This window comes from Streptomyces sp. NPDC001194, assembly GCF_042896985.1.
Classification (GTDB): Bacteria; Actinomycetota; Actinomycetes; order Streptomycetales; family Streptomycetaceae; genus Streptomyces.
Window position 1 is genome coordinate 843 of sequence record NZ_JBIAXU010000036.1, and the last position, 17,531, is coordinate 18,373.

The window sequence follows — 17,531 nt, forward strand, 5'->3', positions numbered from 1 at the left end:
GACGACCGTGGTGGCGACCGCCCGTCCTACCCGCGCCGCGATGACCGTGGCGAGCGTCCCTCCGGCGGTGGCGGCGGCTTCCGCCGTGACGACCGCGGCGGTGACCGTCCGACCGGCGGCGGCTTCCGCGGCCGCGAGGACCGTCCGTCCTACCCGCGTCGTGACGACCGTGGTGGCGACCGCCCGTCCTACCCGCGCCGCGATGACCGTGGCGAGCGTCCCTCCGGCGGTGGCGGCGGCTTCCGCCGTGACGACCGGGGTGGCGACCGTCCCTCCTACCCGCGTCGTGATGACGACCGCGGTGGGCGTCCCTCGTACCCGCGCCGCGACGACGACCGTGGTGGATTCCGCGGCGGCCGTGACGACCGTGGTGGCGACCGCCCGTCCTACCCGCGCCGCGACGACCGTGGTGACCGTCCCTCGTACCCCCGTCGCGACGACCGGCCGTCCGGTGGCGGTTTCCGCCGTGACGACCGTGGCGAGCGTCCCTCCGGCGGTGGCGGCGGTTTCCGTCGTGACGACCGCGGTGGCGACCGCCCGTCCTACCCGCGTCGTGATGACGACCGCGGTGGATTCCGCGGCGGCCGTGACGACCGTGGTGGCGACCGCCCGTCCTACCCGCGCCGCGATGACCGCGGCGAGCGTCCCTCCGGCGGTGGCGGCGGCTTCCGTCGCGACGACCGGGGTGGCGACCGTCCTTCCTACCCGCGTCGTGATGACGACCGCGGTGGGCGTCCCTCGTACCCGCGTCGTGATGACGACCGTGGTGGATTCCGCGGCGGCCGTGACGACCGCGGTGGCGACCGTGGCGGGTTCCGTGGCCGTGACGACCGCGGCGGCGACCGCGGCGGGTACCGTGGCGGCCGCGACGACCGCGGCGGCGACCGCGACTACCGTGCGGACCGCGACCGGGACCCGGTCAAGCGCCTTCCGATCGACGAGGACGTCACCGGTCTCGAGATCGACGCCGATGTGCGCCAGGAGCTGCTGAGCCTGCCCAAGGGCCTGGCCGAAGAGGTTTCCAAGAACCTCGTCATGGTCGCCCGGCTGATCGACGAGGACCCCGAGCAGGCGTACGCGTACTCGCGGATCGCCCTGCGCCTGGCCTCCCGCGTCGCCGCCGTCCGCGAGGCCGCCGGCTTCGCCGCGTACGCCACGCAGAAGTACAGCGAGGCGCTCGCGGAGTTCCGCGCCGCCAAGCGCATGACCGGCTCCGTCGAGCTGTGGCCCGTCATGGCCGACTGCGAGCGCGGCCTCGGCCGCCCCGAGCGCGCGCTGGCCATGGCCGGCGAGCCGGAGGTGCAGAAGCTGGACAAGGCCGGCCAGGTCGAGATGCGCCTGGTCGCCGCCGGTGCGCGGCGGGACATGGGGCAGCTGGACGCCGCCATCGTGACCCTGCAGAGCCCGGAGCTGGCCTCCCACTCCGTCCAGCCGTGGACCGCGCGTCTGCGGTACGCCTACGCGGACGCCCTGCTGGCGGCCGGCCGTGAGGACGAGGCGCGCGAGTGGTTCGCCAAGACGGTCGAGGCGGACAAGGACGGGGCGATGGACGCCTCCGACCGGCTCGCCGAGCTGGACGGCGTCGAGTTCGTGGACGCGCTCGGCGGCGATGAGCCGGACGAGATCGACGACGAGATCGACGACGAGATCGACGACGAGGACGACGAGCAGGACTCCGCCGAGGTGGCCGCCGCCGAGCGCGCCTCCGACCAGGCCGAGTACTACGACGAGGACGACGAGGAGTACGAGCCTCTGGAGCGTTCCGCCGAGGCGGACGCCGACGTCGACCTCACCGACGAGATCGTCGTCGTCGAGGACGAGGACGAGGACGACGTGCAGGCCCGCGACAAGGCCTGAGCGCTGAACCGGCACTCATGAGGAAGGGCGGTACCCCTGGTGGGGTACCGCCCTTTTTCGTGTCCGCGCTCGGCGGCGGCCCGGGCCGCGTCAGTCGAGGCTGCGCAGGACCAGGCCCGTGGCCGGCTTCGGGCCGAAGGAGGTGGACTTGCGGGGCATCGTGACGCCCTGGCGGGCCAGGTTCCGGACGACTTCCTCCCGTACGGGGTGCAGCAGGACCGCCGTGCCGCCGTGCCGCTCCGCCATGGCGACGGTGGCCGCCGCGTCGTGGATGTACGTGATCTGCTCCGGGGCGTCCGGGATCTGCCACAGGGCGTCCAGCAGGGTCGCGTGCAGCACCGTCGCGTCCAGCCTGCGCCAGGCCTCGGGCCGGTCGCGCCGCACCGTGCGCTCCAGGAGGTCCAGGTCCGGGTCGGTGACCAGGTGGAAGGTGCCGTCGCCGGCCAGGAGGAAGGCGTTGCCGCGCTCCGCGGCGTCGCCGAGGGCCTCCAAGGCGAGCGGCAGCGGGCCGTCGACCGGGCGGACCAGGAAGTGGCCCGTCACGGCGGCCAGGGCGTCGGCGACCGGCAGGCGGCGCAGCATCCGGTGGATGGCGCGGACCTGGAGCGGGTAGCGGGCGGTGTCGACGAGGAGGACCAGGCCGAAGTCCCAGTCCGTGGGGGACTGGTGCTCCTCCTGGAGGCGCAGGTACGTCGCCCAGCGGTGGTGGCCGTCGGCGATGAGGGCCTGGCGGTGGCCGAGGTCGGCGGTGACGGCGGCGAGGTCCGCGGGGTCGGTGATGGCCCAGAGCCGGTGCCGGAAGCCGTCCTCGGTGGTGGTGGCCAGCAGGGGCGGGCGGGCGGCCGTCCGCTCGACGACCGCCGTCGCGCCGGCCGCGGGGTCGCCGCCGAGGTAGGTGAGCAGGAGGGGCTCCAGATTGGCCGAAGCGGCCCGCATCAGGCCGGCCCGGTCGGTGACCACGTCGGGCATGACGTCCTCGTGCGGGAGGACGATGCCGGCGTCGGGCTTCGAGAGGGCCAGGGCGCCGATCAAGCCGCGCTGGAGCACGCTGCCCTTGCGCTGCTCGTAGACGTAGAGCGCGGGCTCGGGGTCGGCGCTGAGGACGCCCTTGGAGAGCCAGTCGTGCAGGGTGTGCGCGGCCTGTTCGTTGCGCTCGGCGGGGGTGTCGGCCTGCGGGAGGATCAGGCGGACGATGTTGTGCGGGTCGGCGGACTCCAGGTGGTCGACGCCGTCGGGCCGCACGACCACGTCGTACGGCGGTGAGGTGACGGCGGCCAGGCTGCCGACACGCTCCGGGACGTAGCGCAGTCCATGGAAAGGGATCAGGCGCAGCCCGTCGTCCGCGGTACCAGATGTGGTCATTGGTGCATGGTAAGACGCGTCTCGCGATGCGGGATGATCGGGTGAGGAAGACCGCAAGTCGCATGCGTTCGGTATCGGTCACGGGCGGACGGATGCGACGGACGGACCGTCGAGGATCGAGCGGACAGGGAGCCGACAGGATGACCCGGCAGAGCAGGACGAGTCCGGCGGGCAGCGAGCGCAGCCTGCACCAGGCGTACGACACGGCCCTGCTGGACCTGGACGGCGTGGTGTACGCCGGCGGCGAGGCGATCGGGTACGCCGCGGAGTCCCTGGCCGCGGCCCGGGCCGGCGGGATGCACCTCGCGTACGTCACGAACAACGCGCTGCGGACACCGGAGGCGGTCGCCGAGCACCTGGGCGAGCTGGGGATCCCGACCGAGGCCGGTGAGGTGATCACGTCGGCGCAGGCGGTGGCCCGGCTGATCTCGGAGCAGGTGGAGCCGGGGTCGAAGGTGCTGGTGATCGGCGGGGAGGGGCTGCGGGTCGCGCTGCGAGAGCGGGGGCTCGTACCGGTGGAGTCCGCCGACGAGGAGGGTCTGGCGGCGGTCGTCCAGGGGTACGGGGGCCCGGATCTGCCGTGGTCGCGGTTTGCGGAGGCCTCGTACGCGATCCACCGCGGGGTGCCGTGGTTCGCGTCGAACACCGATCTGACGATTCCGGGGGCGCGGGGGATCGGCCCGGGCAACGGGGCCGCGGTGGAGGTCGTACGGATCGCCACGGGCGCGGAGCCGCAGGTGGCGGGGAAGCCGCTGCCCCCGATGCACCGGGAGACGGTGCTGCGGACCGGGGCGGAGCGGCCGCTGGTCGTCGGGGACCGGCTGGACACGGACATCGAGGGCGCGTTCAACGGGGACGTGGACTCGCTGCTGGTGCTGACCGGGGTGACGGACGGTGCGCAGCTGCTGCGGGCCGAGCCGGCGCACCGGCCGACGTACGTGGACCGGGACCTGCGCGGGCTGCTGACGGGACAGCCGGAGGTCGTGGCGGCGGGGGAGGGTTTCCGTTGCGGGGACTGGACCGCGGTGGCGGCGGCGGGCGTACTGGAGCTGCGGGGCGAGGGCGATCCGGACGGCTCGCTCGACGCGCTGCGGGCGCTGTGCGCGGCCGCGTGGACGCAGGCGGGGGACGGCTCGTGCACGCTGGACGCGGGGAAGGCGCTGGCCCGGATCGGGCTGTAGGCGGGGCGGCGCGGGGCGGGTCGTTCGCGGGCCCTCCCCGGGCCTCCGACGGCCCTCCGCGGCCGGGCCCCGGTAGGCCGTCCGGCGTGGTGCGCGGGGCCCCGGGATCCCTCGAAGGCCAGCTCAGGCGGAGGGTAGGCTAACCTAACTTCCGTGTTGGTCGAGAGTCCCCCTGAACAGAGCGCGGCGCAGGTCGCCGCCATCCGCCCGCGACACGCCGCGCGCGCCGCCGGTCTGCTCGGCGCCCTCGCGGTGCTGGCCCTGATCGCGGTGGCGAGCATCGCCGTGGGCGCCAAGCAGATGCCCCTCGACCAGGTCTGGCACGGCCTGTTCCACTACGCGGGGACGCCCTCCGACGTGGTGGTGCGGGATCTGCGGGTCCCGCGCACCCTCCTGGGGCTGATGGTCGGGCTCGGCCTCGGCCTCTCCGGCGCTGTGATGCAGGCGCTGACCCGCAATCCGCTGGCCGAGCCCGGCATCCTCGGCGTCAACGCGGGCGCCGCGGCCGCCGTCGTCTCGGCGATCACCTTCTTCGGTGCCTCCACGCTCGGCGAGTTCGTCTGGTGGGCCTTCCTCGGCGCCGCCGTCGTCTCCGTCGTGGTCTACGTGCTCGGCGGCAGCCGCAGCGCGACGCCGGTGCGCCTCGCCCTCGCCGGTACGGCGGCCAGCGCGGCCCTGGTCGGCTACATCAACGCCGTGCAGCTGATGGACAGCAAGGCGCTGGACAAGCTGCGCTTTTGGACCGTGGGCTCCCTGGCCTCCGCGAACATGGACACCGTCCGGCAGGTCGCTCCGTTCCTGCTGGTGGGCGCGGTGATCGCGCTCACCCTGGGCCGGCCGCTCAACGCCATGGCGATGGGCGACGACACCGCGCGGGCCCTCGGCGCGCACCTGACGCGGACCCGGATCGGCGCGATGGTGGCCATCACGCTGCTGTGCGGGGCGGCGACCGCCGCCTGCGGGCCGATCGTCTTCATCGGGCTGATGATCCCGCACCTGGTGCGGATCATCACCGGTCCGGACATGCGGTGGGTGCTCGCCTACTCGGCGGTCCTCTCCCCGGTGCTGCTGCTGGGCGCGGACGTCGTCGGCCGTGTCGTCACCCGGCCCGCCGAGCTCCAGGTCGGCATCGTCACCGCGCTGATCGGCGGACCCGTCTTCATCCACCTCGTCCGGCGCAAGAGGATGGCCCAGCTGTGACCGTCGACCTTCGGGCGGACAAGCCCGGATCCCGTGCCCTGCGCGGCCCCGGCGGGCTGTCCCTGCGGACGGAGCCGCGTGCGCTGGTGGTCGGGCTGCTGCTCACCGCCGCGGCGCTGGCCCTGGCCGTCGTCCTCATCGGCACCGGCGACTTCGAGATCGCGCCGTGGGACGTCGTGCAGACCCTGCTCGGCAACGGCTCCCCGGCGAACGACTTCATCGTCAACGACCTGCGGCTGCCGCGGGTGCTGGTCGCCGTGCTGGTGGGCGCCGCGCTCGGCATGGCCGGCGCCGTCTTCCAGTCCGTCTCCCGCAATCCGCTCGGCTCCCCGGACCTGCTCGGATTCGGCTACGGCTCGGCGGTCGGCGCGCTCATCGTGATCGTCCTGTTCAAGGGCGACGCGACGGCGGTCGCCGCGGGCGCGCTCGTCGGCGGCCTGCTCGCGGGCGTCCTCGTCTACCTGCTGTCGTACCGGCGCGGCATCCACGGCTACCGGCTGGTGCTCGTCGGCATCGGCGCTTCCGCGATGCTCGTCGCCGTCATCAACTACCTCCTGACCAAGGCCCAGCTCGTCGAGGCGACGCGGGCGATGGTCTGGCTGACCGGCTCGCTCGCCGGCCGGGACTGGAGCCAGGTCTGGCCCCTGCTGGCGACCTGCGCGGTGCTGTTCCCGCTGGTCCTCGGGCAGGGCAGGGCCCTGCGGATGATGGAGATGGGCGACGACGCCGCGTACGCCCTCGGAGTACGGGTGGAACGTACGCGGATGCTGCTGATGCTGGCGGCGGTCCTGCTGACCACCGCGGCCGCCGCGGCCGCCGGACCCATCTCCTTCGTCGCCCTGGCCGCGCCCCAGCTGGCCCGGCGCCTGACCCGCTCGCCCGGGTCGAACCTGCTCACCGGCGCGCTGATGGGATCCGTCCTGCTGCTCGTGTCCGACTGGGCATCGCAGCGCGCCTTCGGCGCCGACCAGCTGCCGGTGGGCGTGGTGACCGGACTGGTCGGCGGCGTCTACCTGCTCTGGCTGCTCGTCACCGAGCGCAAGGCGGGACGTATATGAGCACGGACACGAGCAACTCAAGGAGTACGCAGGTGCAGCGGCTGACCGCGCAGAACGTGACCCTCGGCTACGAGCAGCGGGTCATCGCCGAGAACCTGTCGGTGGAGATCCCGGACCACTCGTTCACGGTGATCGTCGGACCCAACGCGTGCGGCAAGTCCACGCTGCTGCGCGCCCTGTCGCGGATGCTGAAGCCGTCCGCGGGGCAGGTGCTGCTGGACGGGCACGCCATCGGGTCCATGCCGGCCAAGAAGGTCGCCAGGACGCTGGGGCTGCTCCCGCAATCCTCGATCGCGCCGGACGGGATCACGGTCGCCGACCTGGTCTCCCGCGGCCGGTACCCGCACCAGGGCCTGCTGCGGCAGTGGTCGCCGGAGGACGAGCGGATCGTCCTGGAGTCGATGGCCTCGACCGGGGTCGCCGAGCTCGCGGACCGCTCGGTGGACGAGCTGTCGGGCGGGCAGCGCCAGCGGGTGTGGATCGCGATGGCACTGGCGCAGCAGACGCCCCTGCTGCTGCTGGACGAGCCGACCACGTACCTGGACATCCAGCACCAGATCGACGTGCTCGACCTGTGCGCGGAGCTGCACGAGGAGCAGGGGCGGACCCTGGTGGCCGTGCTGCACGACCTCAACCACGCGGCCCGCTACGCCACGCACCTGATCGCGATGCGCGGCGGCGAGGTCGTGGCGGAGGGCCCGCCGGCCGAGGTGGTCACGGCGGAGCTGGTGGAGGAGGTCTTCGGCCTGCGCTGCCAGATCATCGACGACCCGGAGACGGGCACCCCGCTGGTGATCCCGGCCGCGCGCAGGCCGAAGACCTCGGCCGGGGTGCCGGCGGGGGCTACAGCAGGCTCTTGAGGCGGAGCAGGTCGCGGAAGCCGGCCTCCAGGCGGACCCGGCCCGAGGCCCAGGCCTTGGCGAACTTGAGCTCGCCCGCGACCATCGCCACCAGGTCGTCGCCCGTCATCGCGAGCCGGATCTCGGCCTTCGCGGCGGGTGGGCCGGGGGAGACCGCGTCCACCCGGATCCGGCCGTCTTCGAGGCGGCCGGTGAAGGTCTGGTCGAGGTCGGTGATGTGGCAGCTCAGGGAGCGGTCCATCGCGGCGGCGCCGCGCACACCGCCGTCGGCCCGTGCGAGGTTGCCGGAGAGTCTGTCGAGTGCGGCTCGGCACTCATCGATCGTAGCCATCGTGATCTCGACCGTACCGCAGAGCCGTGCGCGGCCGCCCGGGTGCTTCGGGGTAGCGTCGGAGCATGACCGACGACATGGCCGAGGCACCGCAGGCGGGGGACGCGCAGGACCCTGCGCGAGCGGAGGACGCGGCGGACCTGCCGGAGGCCTCCGGGGAAGCGGCGCCGGAGCCCCTGGGGCTCGTCGTCGCACCCACCGGCCACGCCGGGGTGGACGCGCACCTGGAACGGCTGGCCGATGCCGACCACCTCACGGCGGACGGACACGTCGCGGTGTACGAGGATGTGCACAGGGGGTTGCGTGACGCGCTGACCGCGCTGGACGCACCGCCCGTCCCCGGACCGTACGAAAACAGGAGCTGAACCGAACGTGGCAGGAGTGGCACGCCGCCGCCTGGACGCCGAACTGGTACGCCGCAGCATGGCCCGCTCGCGCGAGCACGCCGCCCAGCTGATCGCCGCGGGCCGGGTGACCGTCGCAGGCGCCACCGCGACCAAGGCGGCCACCCAGGTCGAGACCAGTGCGGCCCTCGTCGTCCTCAAGGACGACGGCGACCCCGACTACGTCTCCCGGGGCGGCCACAAGCTGGCCGGCGCGCTCGCGGCGTTCCAGCCGCGGGGGCTGGCCGTCGAGGGCCGCCGCGCGCTGGACGCGGGCGCCTCCACCGGCGGGTTCACCGACGTGCTGCTGCGCGCGGGCGTGGCCCACGTCATGGCCGTCGACGTCGGCTACGGGCAGCTCGCCTGGTCGCTGCAGAGCGACGACCGGGTCACCGTCAAGGACCGTACGAACGTCCGCGAGCTGACCGTCGAGCAGCTCGACGGGGTTCCGGTCGACCTGGTCGTCGGCGACCTGTCCTTCATCTCCATCGGCCTGGTGCTGCCGGCCCTGGTGCGCTGCTGCGCGCCGGACGCGGATCTGGTGCTGATGGTCAAGCCGCAGTTCGAGGTCGGCAAGGACCGGCTCGGCAGCGGCGGCGTCGTGCGCAGCGCCGAGCTTCGGGCGGGGGCCGTGCGCGAGGTGGCGGCCCAGGCTGCGAAGCTGGGGCTGGGTGTGCTCGGGGTGACCGCGAGTCCGCTGCCGGGGCCGTCGGGGAACGTCGAGTACTTTCTGTGGCTGCGGGCGGGGGCACCGGCACTCGACCCGGCGGATGTCGACCGTGCAGTGGCGGAGGGGCCTCAGTGACTGATTCAGCGGACAGGTCGTCGGACACTTCGAACAACTGGAGCGACGCGCACGACCCGGACCCGGGGGTTCCGGGGCAGGGGCGGACCGTCTTCCTGCTCGCGCACACCGGGCGGCCCGCGGCCATCCGCAGTGCCGAGCTGGTCGTACAGGGGCTGCTGAAGAACGGCCTGGGCGTACGGGTCGTCGAGTACGAGGCGCGGGACCTGCCGCTGCCGCCCGAGGTGGAGCTGGTCTCCGAGTGCACCCCCGCGGTGCTCGAGGGCTGCGAGCTGCTGATCGTGCTGGGCGGCGACGGGACCCTGCTGCGCGGCGCCGAGTTCGCGCGCGGCTCGGGGGTGCCGATGCTGGGCGTGAACCTGGGCCGGGTGGGGTTCCTCGCGGAGGCGGAGCGGGACGACCTGGACAAGGTCGTGGACCGGGTCGTGACGCGGGAGTACGAGGTCGAGGAGCGGATGACCCTCGACGTGCTCGTACGGACGAACGGTGACGTGATCCACCGGGACTGGGCGCTGAACGAGGCCGCGGTCCAGAAGGTGTCCCCCGAGCGGATGCTCGAAGTGGTCCTGGAGATCGACGGGCGCCCGGTGTCCGGCTTCGGCTGCGACGGGATCGTCTGCGCGACCCCGACCGGTTCGACGGCGTACGCCTTCTCCGCGGGCGGGCCGGTGGTCTGGCCGGAGGTGGAGGCGCTGCTGATGGTGCCGATCAGCGCGCACGCGCTGTTCGCGAAGCCGCTGGTGACCTCGCCGGACTCGGTGCTGGCGGTGGAGGTGCAGCAGGGCGTCCCGCACGGGGTGCTGTGGTGCGACGGCCGCCGGATGCTGGAGCTGCCGGCCGGGGCCCGGGTGGAGGTCCGGCGGGGGGCGGTCCCGGTGCGGCTCGCCCGGCTGCACCACGCGTCGTTCACGGACCGGCTGGTCGCGAAGTTCGCGCTGCCGGTGTCGGGGTGGCGCGGGGCGCCGCACTGAGAGCCGTCTAATAGCACACGCGTTCGGGAAACTCCTCGCGGGTGACGTCACATGGCATCGGTGAAACCTCGGTATCGTCGTCCCGTGCTTGAGGAGATGCGGATACGGTCGCTCGGGGTCATCGACGACGCGGTGGTCGAGCTGTCGCCCGGTTTCACCGCGGTGACCGGCGAGACCGGCGCCGGCAAGACGATGGTCGTCACCAGCCTCGGCCTGCTGCTCGGCGGTCGCGCCGATCCGGCCCTGGTGCGGATCGGGGCCAAGGCGGCGGTCGTGGAGGGCCGCATCGTCTTGCGCCCCGGCGCGCCCGCCGCCGTACGGGCCGAGGAGGCCGGGGCCGAGCTCGACGACGGCGCCCTGCTGATCAGCCGGACCGTGTCCGCCGAGGGGCGCTCGCGCGCCCACGTCGGCGGCCGCTCCGTGCCCGTCGGCCTGCTCGGGGAGCTCGCGGACGACCTGGTCGCCGTACACGGGCAGACCGACCAGCAGGGGCTGCTGCGACCGGCCCGGCAGCGCCAGGCCCTCGACCGGTACGCGGGCGACGCCGTCGCCGTACCGCTGGAGAAGTACGGGTCCGCCTACCGGCGGCTGCGCGCGGTCGCCGTCGAACTCGACGAGATCACCACCCGGGCCCGGGAACGGGCCCAGGAGGCCGACCTGCTGCGCTTCGGCCTGGAGGAGATCGCGGCCGTGGAGCCGCTGGCCGGCGAGGACGCCGAGCTGGCGGCCGAGGCCGAGCGGCTCGGCCATGCCGAATCGCTGGCCTCGGCGGCGCAGATCGCGCACGCGGCCCTCGCCGGGGACGTCGAGGACCCGGAAGGCGTGGACGCGAACACGCTCGTCGCGGGCGCGCACCGGGCCCTGGACGCCGTACGGTCGCACGACCCGGCGCTCGGCGCGCTCGCGGAGCGGATCGGGGAGCTCGGGATCCTGCTGGCCGACGTGGCCGGGGAACTGGCCGGATACGCGGACGACCTGGACGCCGATCCGCTGCGGCTGGCCGCGGTGGAGGAGCGGCGGGCGGCGCTGACCCAGCTCACGCGCAAGTACGGCGACTCGATCGACTCCGTACTGGAGTGGGCCGAGCGGGGTTCGGCGCGACTGCTGGAACTCGACGGCGACGACGAGCGGATCACCGAGCTGACCGCCGAGCGGGACGGGCTGCGGGCCGAGCTGTCGCTGCTGGCGCAGGCGCTGACGGACGCGCGGGTGGAGGCGGCGACGCGGTTCGCCTCGGCCGTCACGGCGGAGCTGGCCTCGCTGGCGATGCCGCACGCGCGGGTGACGATCGACATCCGGCAGGTGGAGGACCCCGAGGGGGTGGAGGTCGACGGCCGTCCCGTCGCGTATGGGCCCTCGGGCACGGACGAGGTCGAACTGCTGCTGGCCCCGCACCCGGGCGCCCAGCCGCGGCCGATCGCCAAGGGCGCCTCGGGCGGTGAGCTGTCGCGCGTGATGCTGGCGGTGGAGGTCGTGTTCGCGGGCTCCGACCCGGTGCCGACCTACCTCTTCGACGAGGTCGACGCGGGCGTCGGCGGCAAGGCGGCCGTCGAGGTCGGGCGGCGGCTCGCGAAGCTGGCCAAGTCCGCGCAGGTCGTGGTCGTCACGCACCTGCCGCAGGTGGCCGCCTTCGCGGACCGCCAACTGCTGGTGGAGAAGACCAACGACGGATCGGTGACCAGGAGCGGCGTCAAGGTCCTGGAGGGCGAGGACCGGGTCCGCGAGCTCTCGCGCATGCTGGCGGGCCACGAGGACTCGGTCTCGGCCCGGGCGCACGCGGAGGAACTCCTGGCGGCGGCGCGCGCGGACGCGTAGGCCGGTCGAGGGGCCTTCCCCGGCGTGCCGCGCCGCGGAAGGCCCCTCACCGTCAGTCCTCGCCGGCGATCCGTCTGCGGGCCACGTCGTAGGCCCAGGCGTAGGTCGACGCCTTCTTGTCGACGGAGAAATGGCGGCCGGTGGCGGTGTCGAGCACCACGTGGAACTCCTCCATGAGGCTGGGCCAGTCCGCCTGTGCGAAGTCCTCGGCGGACCACCCGTAAAGCCGCCGCAGCTCGTCCTTGACCTCGGCGAAGAACGTCCGTGCGGGGCGCGGGGGCAGTCCCACCTCCACACCGAGCGCGCGCAGGCGCGCCTGTTCCTCCTCCGAAGCCTGCAGCCACTTGGACCCGCTGTCCCGCAGCTCGGCGTAGTCGACCCAAGCCCAGAAACTCTCGGCATCGGCGACGTCGGGCGCCTCCTGGTGGTGCTTGGGGCACAGCAGCGCGAAGTTCCTGACGTCCATGGAGCCGCCGAGGGAGGCGGGGACCACATGCGCGCGCTCGACCGGGGTGGCCCAGCAGATCAGGCAGCAGGCCTCGCTCATGCCGAGGTACTCGGCTATGGCCTTGACGCCGGGCGGTGACCTGCGCTCGGCAGGCGCGTGCTCACGCGGCCTCAGCGGCAGGCCGGCGTGGTCGTACTCGTGGCTGGTGCCGTCCTCCGGCGGTCCGATCAGCAGGACCTCGGGAAGGTCGTCGCGCTGCGGCCTCGGATTGCCGACACGGAGGAGCGGGGTCCACGCTTCGCTGAGGAACGGCATCAGATAGCCGAGGGTGAACTCCTGCATCAGCTCCAGGGCGTCGCCGTCGTATCCTCCCGCGGCGTTCCGGTGACCCTGGACGTCGAGGTAGAGGACGCGAGGTGTGCCGGGGAACCGGACCTGGGCGGACCGGACCATGAGGAAGATCCGCTGCGCGGCGCGCTCGAAGTCCTCGTACACGGCCATGTCGTGGTAGATCGCGATCGGCTTGCCGGTACCGCTCCGGCCTCCGCCCCGCCGCTTCTTCCCCGTCTTCTTCTTGCTCATCCGCCGCAGCCGCCTCGGGTTCGTAAGTTCGTGCCCATGCCCTCCAGGGTTTCAGGCACCACTGACAACCGGCCCCGGAGGGCGCGGCGTTAGGCCGTGTGGGTGAGGCTCGGGGGCGTGTGGCGGCATCTCGCGCGGGATCCGCACCCGTATGGTCCCGGAACGCGCGTGCGGACTGGCATCCTGGGCGACGACTCTGCCTCCCTCACCCACCCTGGAGCTTCGGCCCGTGAGCAGCTCCCCGGTCTCGATCCCGGTCCCCCCGCAGCCCTACGGGCGGCCGCCGCTGCGCACCGTCCAGGTGCTCGGCGGCGCGGGCGCGGGCAACAGCGCGCACGTGCGGTCGCTGGCGACCGGGCTCGCCGCCCGCGGGGTACGGGTCACGGTGTGCGCGCCCGTGGAGGCCGAGGGGGAGTACGACTTCACCGGCGCGGGGGCGCAGTTCACGCCGGACGCGGTGAGCGCGCTGCGGGCCGCGTGCGCCGGGGCGGACGTGGTGCACGCGCACGGGGTGCGGGCCGGGGCGCGGGCCGCGCTGGCGCTGCGCGGGCGGCGGGTGCCCCTGGTGGTTACCTGGCAGGGCGGCGGGCCGGCCACCGAAGGGACGTTCGGGCGGCTGGGGCGGGTACTGGAACGGCATGTGGCGCGGGCGGCGGCCGTGGTGCTGGGCGCGTCCTCGGACCAGGTGGACCTGGCACGGGCCCGGGGCGCTCGGGACGCGCGGCTGGCGCCCGTGGCGGTGCCGGTGGCGCCGCCCGGACCGGACGCCGGGACGGACCCCGGCAAGGCGCGGGCGGAACTCGGAGCGGTGGAGCGGCCGTTGCTGATCGCCGTCGGGAGCCTGGTGGAGCACCGGGGCTACTCGGTGCTGCTGGACGCGGCGCGGGCGTGGCGGGTGCTGGAGCCGCTGCCGCTGGTGGTGATCGCGGGGGAGGGTCCGCAGCGGGCCGAACTGGCCCGGCGGATCGAGGCGGAGGGGCTGCCGGTGCGGCTGCTCGGGCGGCGGCGGGATGCCGCGCAGCTGCTGGCGGCCGCGGACGTGGCGGTGCTGCCGAGCCGGTGGGAGGGGCGGTCCCTGCTGGCGCAGGAGGCTCTGCGGGCGGGGGTACCGCTGGTCGCCACGGCGGTCGGGGGCGTACCGGAGCTGATCGGGGACGCGGGGGTGCTCGTCCCGTACGGGGACGCGGCCGCACTCTCCTCGGCGGTGACCGACCTCCTCGCGGACCCGCCCCGCCGAGCCGCCCTGACCGCCGCGGGCCGCGCCCAGGCGGCCACCTGGCCCACGGAGGACGACACGGTGGCCCAGATCCTGTCGGTCTACGACGAGCTGATGGACCGGCGCAAATAGCCTCCGGCGAGCCCCCGCACGGCGCCCGCCGGACGGAGTCCGGCGCGGCCCGACGATGCCCGGGAGGGCCGCCGGGCCCGAGCGGTGCGAGGGGCGCGTCAAGAAGGGGTGTGGCGGCGGGCGCGGAGGGCCAGGCTCAGGGACAGGACCGTCTCCGGATCGTCCAGGTCCGTGCCCAGCAGCTCCGAGATGCGGGCCAGGCGGTTGTACAGGGTCTGGCGGTTGAGGTGGAGCTCGCGCGCCGTCTCCGCCTTGCGGCCCGCGTGGGCCAGGTACGTCTCCAGGGTGGGCAGGAGTGGGGGGCGGGACGCCGCGTCGTGCACGCGCAGCGCGCCGATCGCGCGGTCCACGAACGCCGCCAGGTCCGGGTGCTCGCGCAGCCGCCACAGGAGCAGGTCGATGTCCAGGCGCCGCGCGTCGTACCAGGGCCGGGCCGGGAGACCGTGGGCCGCGGTGGCGGTCTCCGCCGCATGGCGCAGGCCCGCCGAGGCGGCGGCCCAGCCGCCCGCCACGCCCACCACCACCGCCGGCGGGGCCGCCGCGCGGTCCAGGCCGGCCCGTTCCACACCGGCCCGCAGGGCGGCGGCCACCCGGTCCGCCACCGTCGTGCGTTCCGATTCGGAGCGGAGCGAGACCAGGAGCGGGACCCGGCCTTCCACCGGGCGCACGCCCAGGAGGACCGGGACGCCCACCGAGCTCAGCTCCTCCAGGACCGCCCTCGCCAGCACCGCCCAGTTGCCCGACGGGCCCAGCGACGAAGACAGGCGCATGACCACCGGCAGGAGCGGCCCCGCGCCCGGTTTGAAGCCCAGGACGCGGGCCTGCGCCGGGGCGTCCTCCGCCGAGATGCGGCCCTCCGCCAGGTCCGTCAGGAAATCGCCGCGGCCGCGCGCCGCCAGTTCGTCCTCCTGCCGCGCCTGCATCAGTACGACCGCCAGTACGCCCGCCGTCCGTTCCGCCGCCATCCGGTGCACGGGCAGCAGCGGCGCCGACACGCCCAGCAGGACCACCCTGGCGCGGACCGAGCCCGTGCCGTGGCCCCCGCCGGGGACGTCGATCAGGACCGCGTTGGCCGACGGCTCCGCCTCCCGCTGGCCCCGCAGCCCCTCCCAGACCTGCAGCGGATCCGCCGCGGCCTCCCCGGAGACGGGGCCCGCCGCGTACAGGAGCTGCCCGTCCGGGGTCTCCAGGAACACCGGATTGCCGGTGAAATCGGCCAGGATGTGGAGGACTTGGGGGATCCCGCCGCCGCTGAGCAGGGCCTCCGTGCACCGCCGGTGCACCTCCTCGGCCCGCTGGAGCAGGGCGTAGTGGTGGTTGACGATCTCGGTGTGGACCTCCTCCGTGACCGCCACGAACGGCACCTCGCGGTGCAGTTGGACCAGGGGCAGCCCGGCCGCCCGCGCCGTCTCGACGAGCGTCGCCGGGAGCCGGGTGAAGCGCGGGCCCAGTTCGACCACCAGCGCGGCGATCCCCCGGTCCGCGAGGCGCCGTACGAAGGCACGCTGCTCGGCGGGCCGGGTCCCGAGGCCCAGCCCCGTGGTCAGCAGCAGCTCCCCGCCCTTGAGGAGGGACGCGATGTTCGGCACCTCGCCCGCGTGCACCCAGCGCACGGTCCGGCCCAGGCGGTCGGCGCAGGCCACCACCTCCGGCAGCCCGCTGCGCAGTCCGGGCAGCTCCAGCGCCCGCTGAACGGTGATCCCGCCCTGGTTGTCCATGTCGCGGGACGCTACCAGGGGGTCAGACCGGCTTGATGTTGTGGTTGAAGCGGAAGACGTTGTCCGGGTCGTAGGCCCGCTTCACCGCGCCCAGCCGGGCCAGGTTCTCCGCGCCGAGACCGGCCGCCACACGCTCGGAACCCTCGTCGCCGGTGAAGTTGAGGTAGACCGCGCCGCTGCTCCACGGCTCCACGTGGGCGCGGACGTCCTTCACCCACGAGACGGCCCGCTCGTCCTCGGCCGGGTCCTCCCAGATGCCGAAGGGGTGCACGGCCCAGGGCGAGTCCCGGTACGGAACGGGGAACTCCGAGGGTCCGTCCGCGATGGCCCCGCCCAGCGGGAACAGCACGTGCTGGGTCCCGCCCGTCGGCATCACGTCGCCGAGCGCGCAGAAGACGCCGACGAGTTCGTCCGGCAGGCCCGTCAGGTACTCCGCGGACCAGTAGTTCCGCAGGCCCGGCGGATCGTCCAGCATGCACTGGAAGTCCGCGTACGGGAGGGCGGTGAGCACCTCCACCTCGTGCGGCAGCGCGAGCAGCGGCGCCGCGAGCCTGCGCAGCGCCTCCTCGCCGCCCGCGTACGTGAGCAGCGCGCCCGCCATCCGGGTCCCCACGAGATGATCCGGTACGAAGGGTTCCGGCGGGGCCGTCAGGTAGATCATGCCGCCGCCCGCCTCGGCGGGACCGTTCTCGATGATCTCGCGGTAGGTGCGCAGGACTTCGGGGCCGGCCTCCACCGGGTACAGCAGCAGGCAGATCGCGAACTCGGGCAGCTCGTGCAGGCGCAGCGTGATCGAGGTCGCGACCCCGAAGTTCCCGCCGCCGCCGTGCAGGGCCCAGAACAGCTCGGGGTTGTCCTCGGCGGTCGCCGTCAGGGTGCCGCCGTCGGCGGTGACCAGGTCCACGCCGAGCAGGTTGTCCACGGCCAGCCCGAACTTCCGGTCCAGCCAGCCGGAGCCGCCGCCGAGGGTGAAGCCGGTGACGCCGGTGGTGGAGACCCGGCCGCCGGTGGTGGCGAGCCCGTACGGCTGGCAGGCGCGGTCCAGCATGCTCATCACCGCGCCGCCCCCGACGCGTACGGCCTTCGCCCCGGGATGGACCGTGACCTCCTGCATGCCGCGCATGTCGACGACCACGCCGCCGTCGTTGAGGGACATCCCGGCGACGCTGTGGCCGCCGCCGCGCACGGCGACGGGCAGGTCCAGCTCGCGGGCGAAGCGGACGGTGGTGACGACGTCCGCCTCGCTCTCGCACCGGGCGATGACCGCGGGGCGGCGGTCGATCATCGCGTTGAAGACCGACCGGGCCCCGTCGTAACCGGGATCGCCGGGGGCGAAGACCTCACCGGCCAGATCCTCGCGGAGCGCGGTCAGGGCCTGGCCGGCCTTGGACGGGGGAGCCATGGCTGCGGCCCTCCTTCCGGAGGAGGCGTAGGACCTCTCCAGCGTAGGCGGGGCCGGCCCGCCGGGCGCGGGGGAGCCGGGGGCACCGCCCCGCGCCCCCCGCTGGGGCCGACGCCCTAGGGCGTGTCCGCAATGTCAGTTGGGGAGCCATAGTCGTAGGCAGGCGAGGGTGACGAGGGCTTTGTAGTGGCGGGCTCGTTTGTCGTAGCG

The 17,531-nt window shown here is 74.1% G+C and carries 15 protein-coding genes and 1 pseudogene; 11 read left to right on the forward strand and 5 right to left on the reverse strand.

Translation table 11 applies throughout. The annotated features are described in order from the left end of the window. Positions 1–783, forward strand: a pseudogene (locus tag ACFY1T_RS35255) (hypothetical protein); the annotation flags it as partial. Positions 784–972: 189 nt separating this feature from the next. Next, positions 973–1,857 carry a tetratricopeptide repeat protein gene (locus tag ACFY1T_RS35260; RefSeq protein WP_390791832.1) on the forward strand — a complete coding sequence of 295 codons (885 nt, stop codon included), beginning with the start codon at positions 973–975 and terminating at the stop codon, positions 1,855–1,857. 90 nt (positions 1,858–1,947) lie between these two features. Here ACFY1T_RS35260 and ACFY1T_RS35265 read toward each other — a convergent pair whose 3' ends face one another. Continuing rightward, a complete protein-coding gene (locus tag ACFY1T_RS35265; protein ID WP_030870710.1) occupies positions 1,948–3,219 on the reverse strand; it encodes a DUF1015 family protein in 1,272 nt (423 codons plus the stop codon). 140 nt (positions 3,220–3,359) lie between these two features. On the opposite strand from ACFY1T_RS35265, the gene ACFY1T_RS35270 reads away from it, so the two are divergent. From ACFY1T_RS35270 to ACFY1T_RS35285, 4 genes are all read left to right on the forward strand, one after another. Next, positions 3,360–4,400: an HAD hydrolase-like protein gene (locus ACFY1T_RS35270; protein WP_390791822.1), complete on the forward strand. Its 1,041-nt coding sequence runs from the start codon at positions 3,360–3,362 to the stop codon at positions 4,398–4,400. A 153-nt stretch (positions 4,401–4,553) separates the two neighbouring features. Beyond that, complete coding sequence (locus ACFY1T_RS35275; protein WP_390791823.1) at positions 4,554–5,600, forward strand: FecCD family ABC transporter permease; 1,047 nt, start codon at positions 4,554–4,556, stop codon at positions 5,598–5,600. Next, complete coding sequence (locus tag ACFY1T_RS35280) at positions 5,597–6,658, forward strand: FecCD family ABC transporter permease (protein ID WP_390791824.1); 1,062 nt, start codon at positions 5,597–5,599, stop codon at positions 6,656–6,658. The genes ACFY1T_RS35275 and ACFY1T_RS35280 overlap by 4 nt, the downstream gene beginning before the upstream one ends. Next, complete coding sequence (locus tag ACFY1T_RS35285; protein ID WP_390791825.1) at positions 6,655–7,518, forward strand: ABC transporter ATP-binding protein; 864 nt, start codon at positions 6,655–6,657, stop codon at positions 7,516–7,518. Before ACFY1T_RS35280 ends, ACFY1T_RS35285 begins: the two co-directional genes overlap by 4 nt. On the opposite strand, the gene ACFY1T_RS35290 is transcribed toward ACFY1T_RS35285, so the two are convergent. Beyond that, the gene (locus ACFY1T_RS35290) at positions 7,502–7,849 is read right to left on the reverse strand and encodes an SCP2 sterol-binding domain-containing protein (RefSeq protein ID WP_030870699.1); all 348 of its coding nucleotides are present in this window, start codon (positions 7,847–7,849) and stop codon (positions 7,502–7,504) included. The two genes, ACFY1T_RS35285 and ACFY1T_RS35290, sit on opposite strands and share 17 nt — an antisense overlap. A 65-nt stretch (positions 7,850–7,914) precedes the next feature. Between ACFY1T_RS35290 and ACFY1T_RS35295 the strand changes: the two genes are divergently transcribed. From ACFY1T_RS35295 to recN, 4 genes are all read left to right on the forward strand, one after another. Beyond that, positions 7,915–8,214, forward strand: a complete 300-nt coding sequence (locus tag ACFY1T_RS35295) for a hypothetical protein (protein WP_390791826.1) — start codon at positions 7,915–7,917, stop codon at positions 8,212–8,214. 7 nt (positions 8,215–8,221) lie between these two features. Continuing rightward, positions 8,222–9,037 (forward strand): TlyA family RNA methyltransferase, encoded by an 816-nt coding sequence (locus tag ACFY1T_RS35300; RefSeq protein WP_390791827.1) that lies wholly within the window; start codon positions 8,222–8,224, stop codon positions 9,035–9,037. Beyond that, positions 9,034–10,008 (forward strand): NAD kinase, encoded by a 975-nt coding sequence (locus ACFY1T_RS35305; RefSeq protein WP_390791828.1) that lies wholly within the window; start codon positions 9,034–9,036, stop codon positions 10,006–10,008. The genes ACFY1T_RS35300 and ACFY1T_RS35305 overlap by 4 nt, the downstream gene beginning before the upstream one ends. Positions 10,009–10,104: 96 nt before the next feature. Next, the gene (gene recN / locus ACFY1T_RS35310) at positions 10,105–11,823 is read left to right on the forward strand and encodes a DNA repair protein RecN (protein WP_030870688.1); all 1,719 of its coding nucleotides are present in this window, start codon (positions 10,105–10,107) and stop codon (positions 11,821–11,823) included. 52 nt (positions 11,824–11,875) lie between these two features. Here the strand turns inward: recN and ACFY1T_RS35315 are convergent, their stop codons facing one another. After that, positions 11,876–12,853, reverse strand: a complete 978-nt coding sequence (locus tag ACFY1T_RS35315; RefSeq protein WP_390791829.1) for an HNH endonuclease signature motif containing protein — start codon at positions 12,851–12,853, stop codon at positions 11,876–11,878. Between the two features lie 229 nt (positions 12,854–13,082). Here ACFY1T_RS35315 and ACFY1T_RS35320 point away from each other — a divergent pair, with 229 nt between their 5' ends. After that, entirely contained in the window at positions 13,083–14,201 is a 1,119-nt protein-coding gene (locus tag ACFY1T_RS35320; protein ID WP_390791830.1) for a glycosyltransferase family 4 protein, read from the forward strand. A 98-nt stretch (positions 14,202–14,299) separates the two neighbouring features. On the opposite strand, the gene ACFY1T_RS35325 is transcribed toward ACFY1T_RS35320, so the two are convergent. Next, entirely contained in the window at positions 14,300–15,919 is a 1,620-nt protein-coding gene (locus ACFY1T_RS35325) for a PucR family transcriptional regulator (RefSeq protein WP_363126124.1), read from the reverse strand. Positions 15,920–15,941: 22 nt separating this feature from the next. Next, positions 15,942–17,321 carry an FAD-binding oxidoreductase gene (locus ACFY1T_RS35330; RefSeq protein WP_390791831.1) on the reverse strand — a complete coding sequence of 460 codons (1,380 nt, stop codon included), beginning with the start codon at positions 17,319–17,321 and terminating at the stop codon, positions 15,942–15,944. Positions 17,322–17,531 lie beyond the last annotated feature (210 nt).

What these genes read in the sequence shown, in the direction of transcription:
- ACFY1T_RS35265 (WP_030870710.1), bottom strand. Translation starts at nt 3,219, where the DNA reads ATGACCACATCTGGTACCGCGGACGACGGGCTGCGCCTGATCCCTTTC.
- ACFY1T_RS35290 (WP_030870699.1), bottom strand. Translation starts at nt 7,849, where the DNA reads ATGGCTACGATCGATGAGTGCCGAGCCGCACTCGACAGACTCTCCGGC.
- ACFY1T_RS35270 (WP_390791822.1), top strand. Translation starts at nt 3,360, where the DNA reads ATGACCCGGCAGAGCAGGACGAGTCCGGCGGGCAGCGAGCGCAGCCTG.
- ACFY1T_RS35330 (WP_390791831.1), bottom strand. Translation starts at nt 17,321, where the DNA reads ATGGCTCCCCCGTCCAAGGCCGGCCAGGCCCTGACCGCGCTCCGCGAG.
- recN (WP_030870688.1), top strand. Translation starts at nt 10,105, where the DNA reads ATGCGGATACGGTCGCTCGGGGTCATCGACGACGCGGTGGTCGAGCTG.
- ACFY1T_RS35295 (WP_390791826.1), top strand. Translation starts at nt 7,915, where the DNA reads ATGACCGACGACATGGCCGAGGCACCGCAGGCGGGGGACGCGCAGGAC.
- ACFY1T_RS35325 (WP_363126124.1), bottom strand. Translation starts at nt 15,919, where the DNA reads ATGGACAACCAGGGCGGGATCACCGTTCAGCGGGCGCTGGAGCTGCCC.
- ACFY1T_RS35285 (WP_390791825.1), top strand. Translation starts at nt 6,655, where the DNA reads ATGAGCACGGACACGAGCAACTCAAGGAGTACGCAGGTGCAGCGGCTG.
- ACFY1T_RS35315 (WP_390791829.1), bottom strand. Translation starts at nt 12,853, where the DNA reads ATGAGCAAGAAGAAGACGGGGAAGAAGCGGCGGGGCGGAGGCCGGAGC.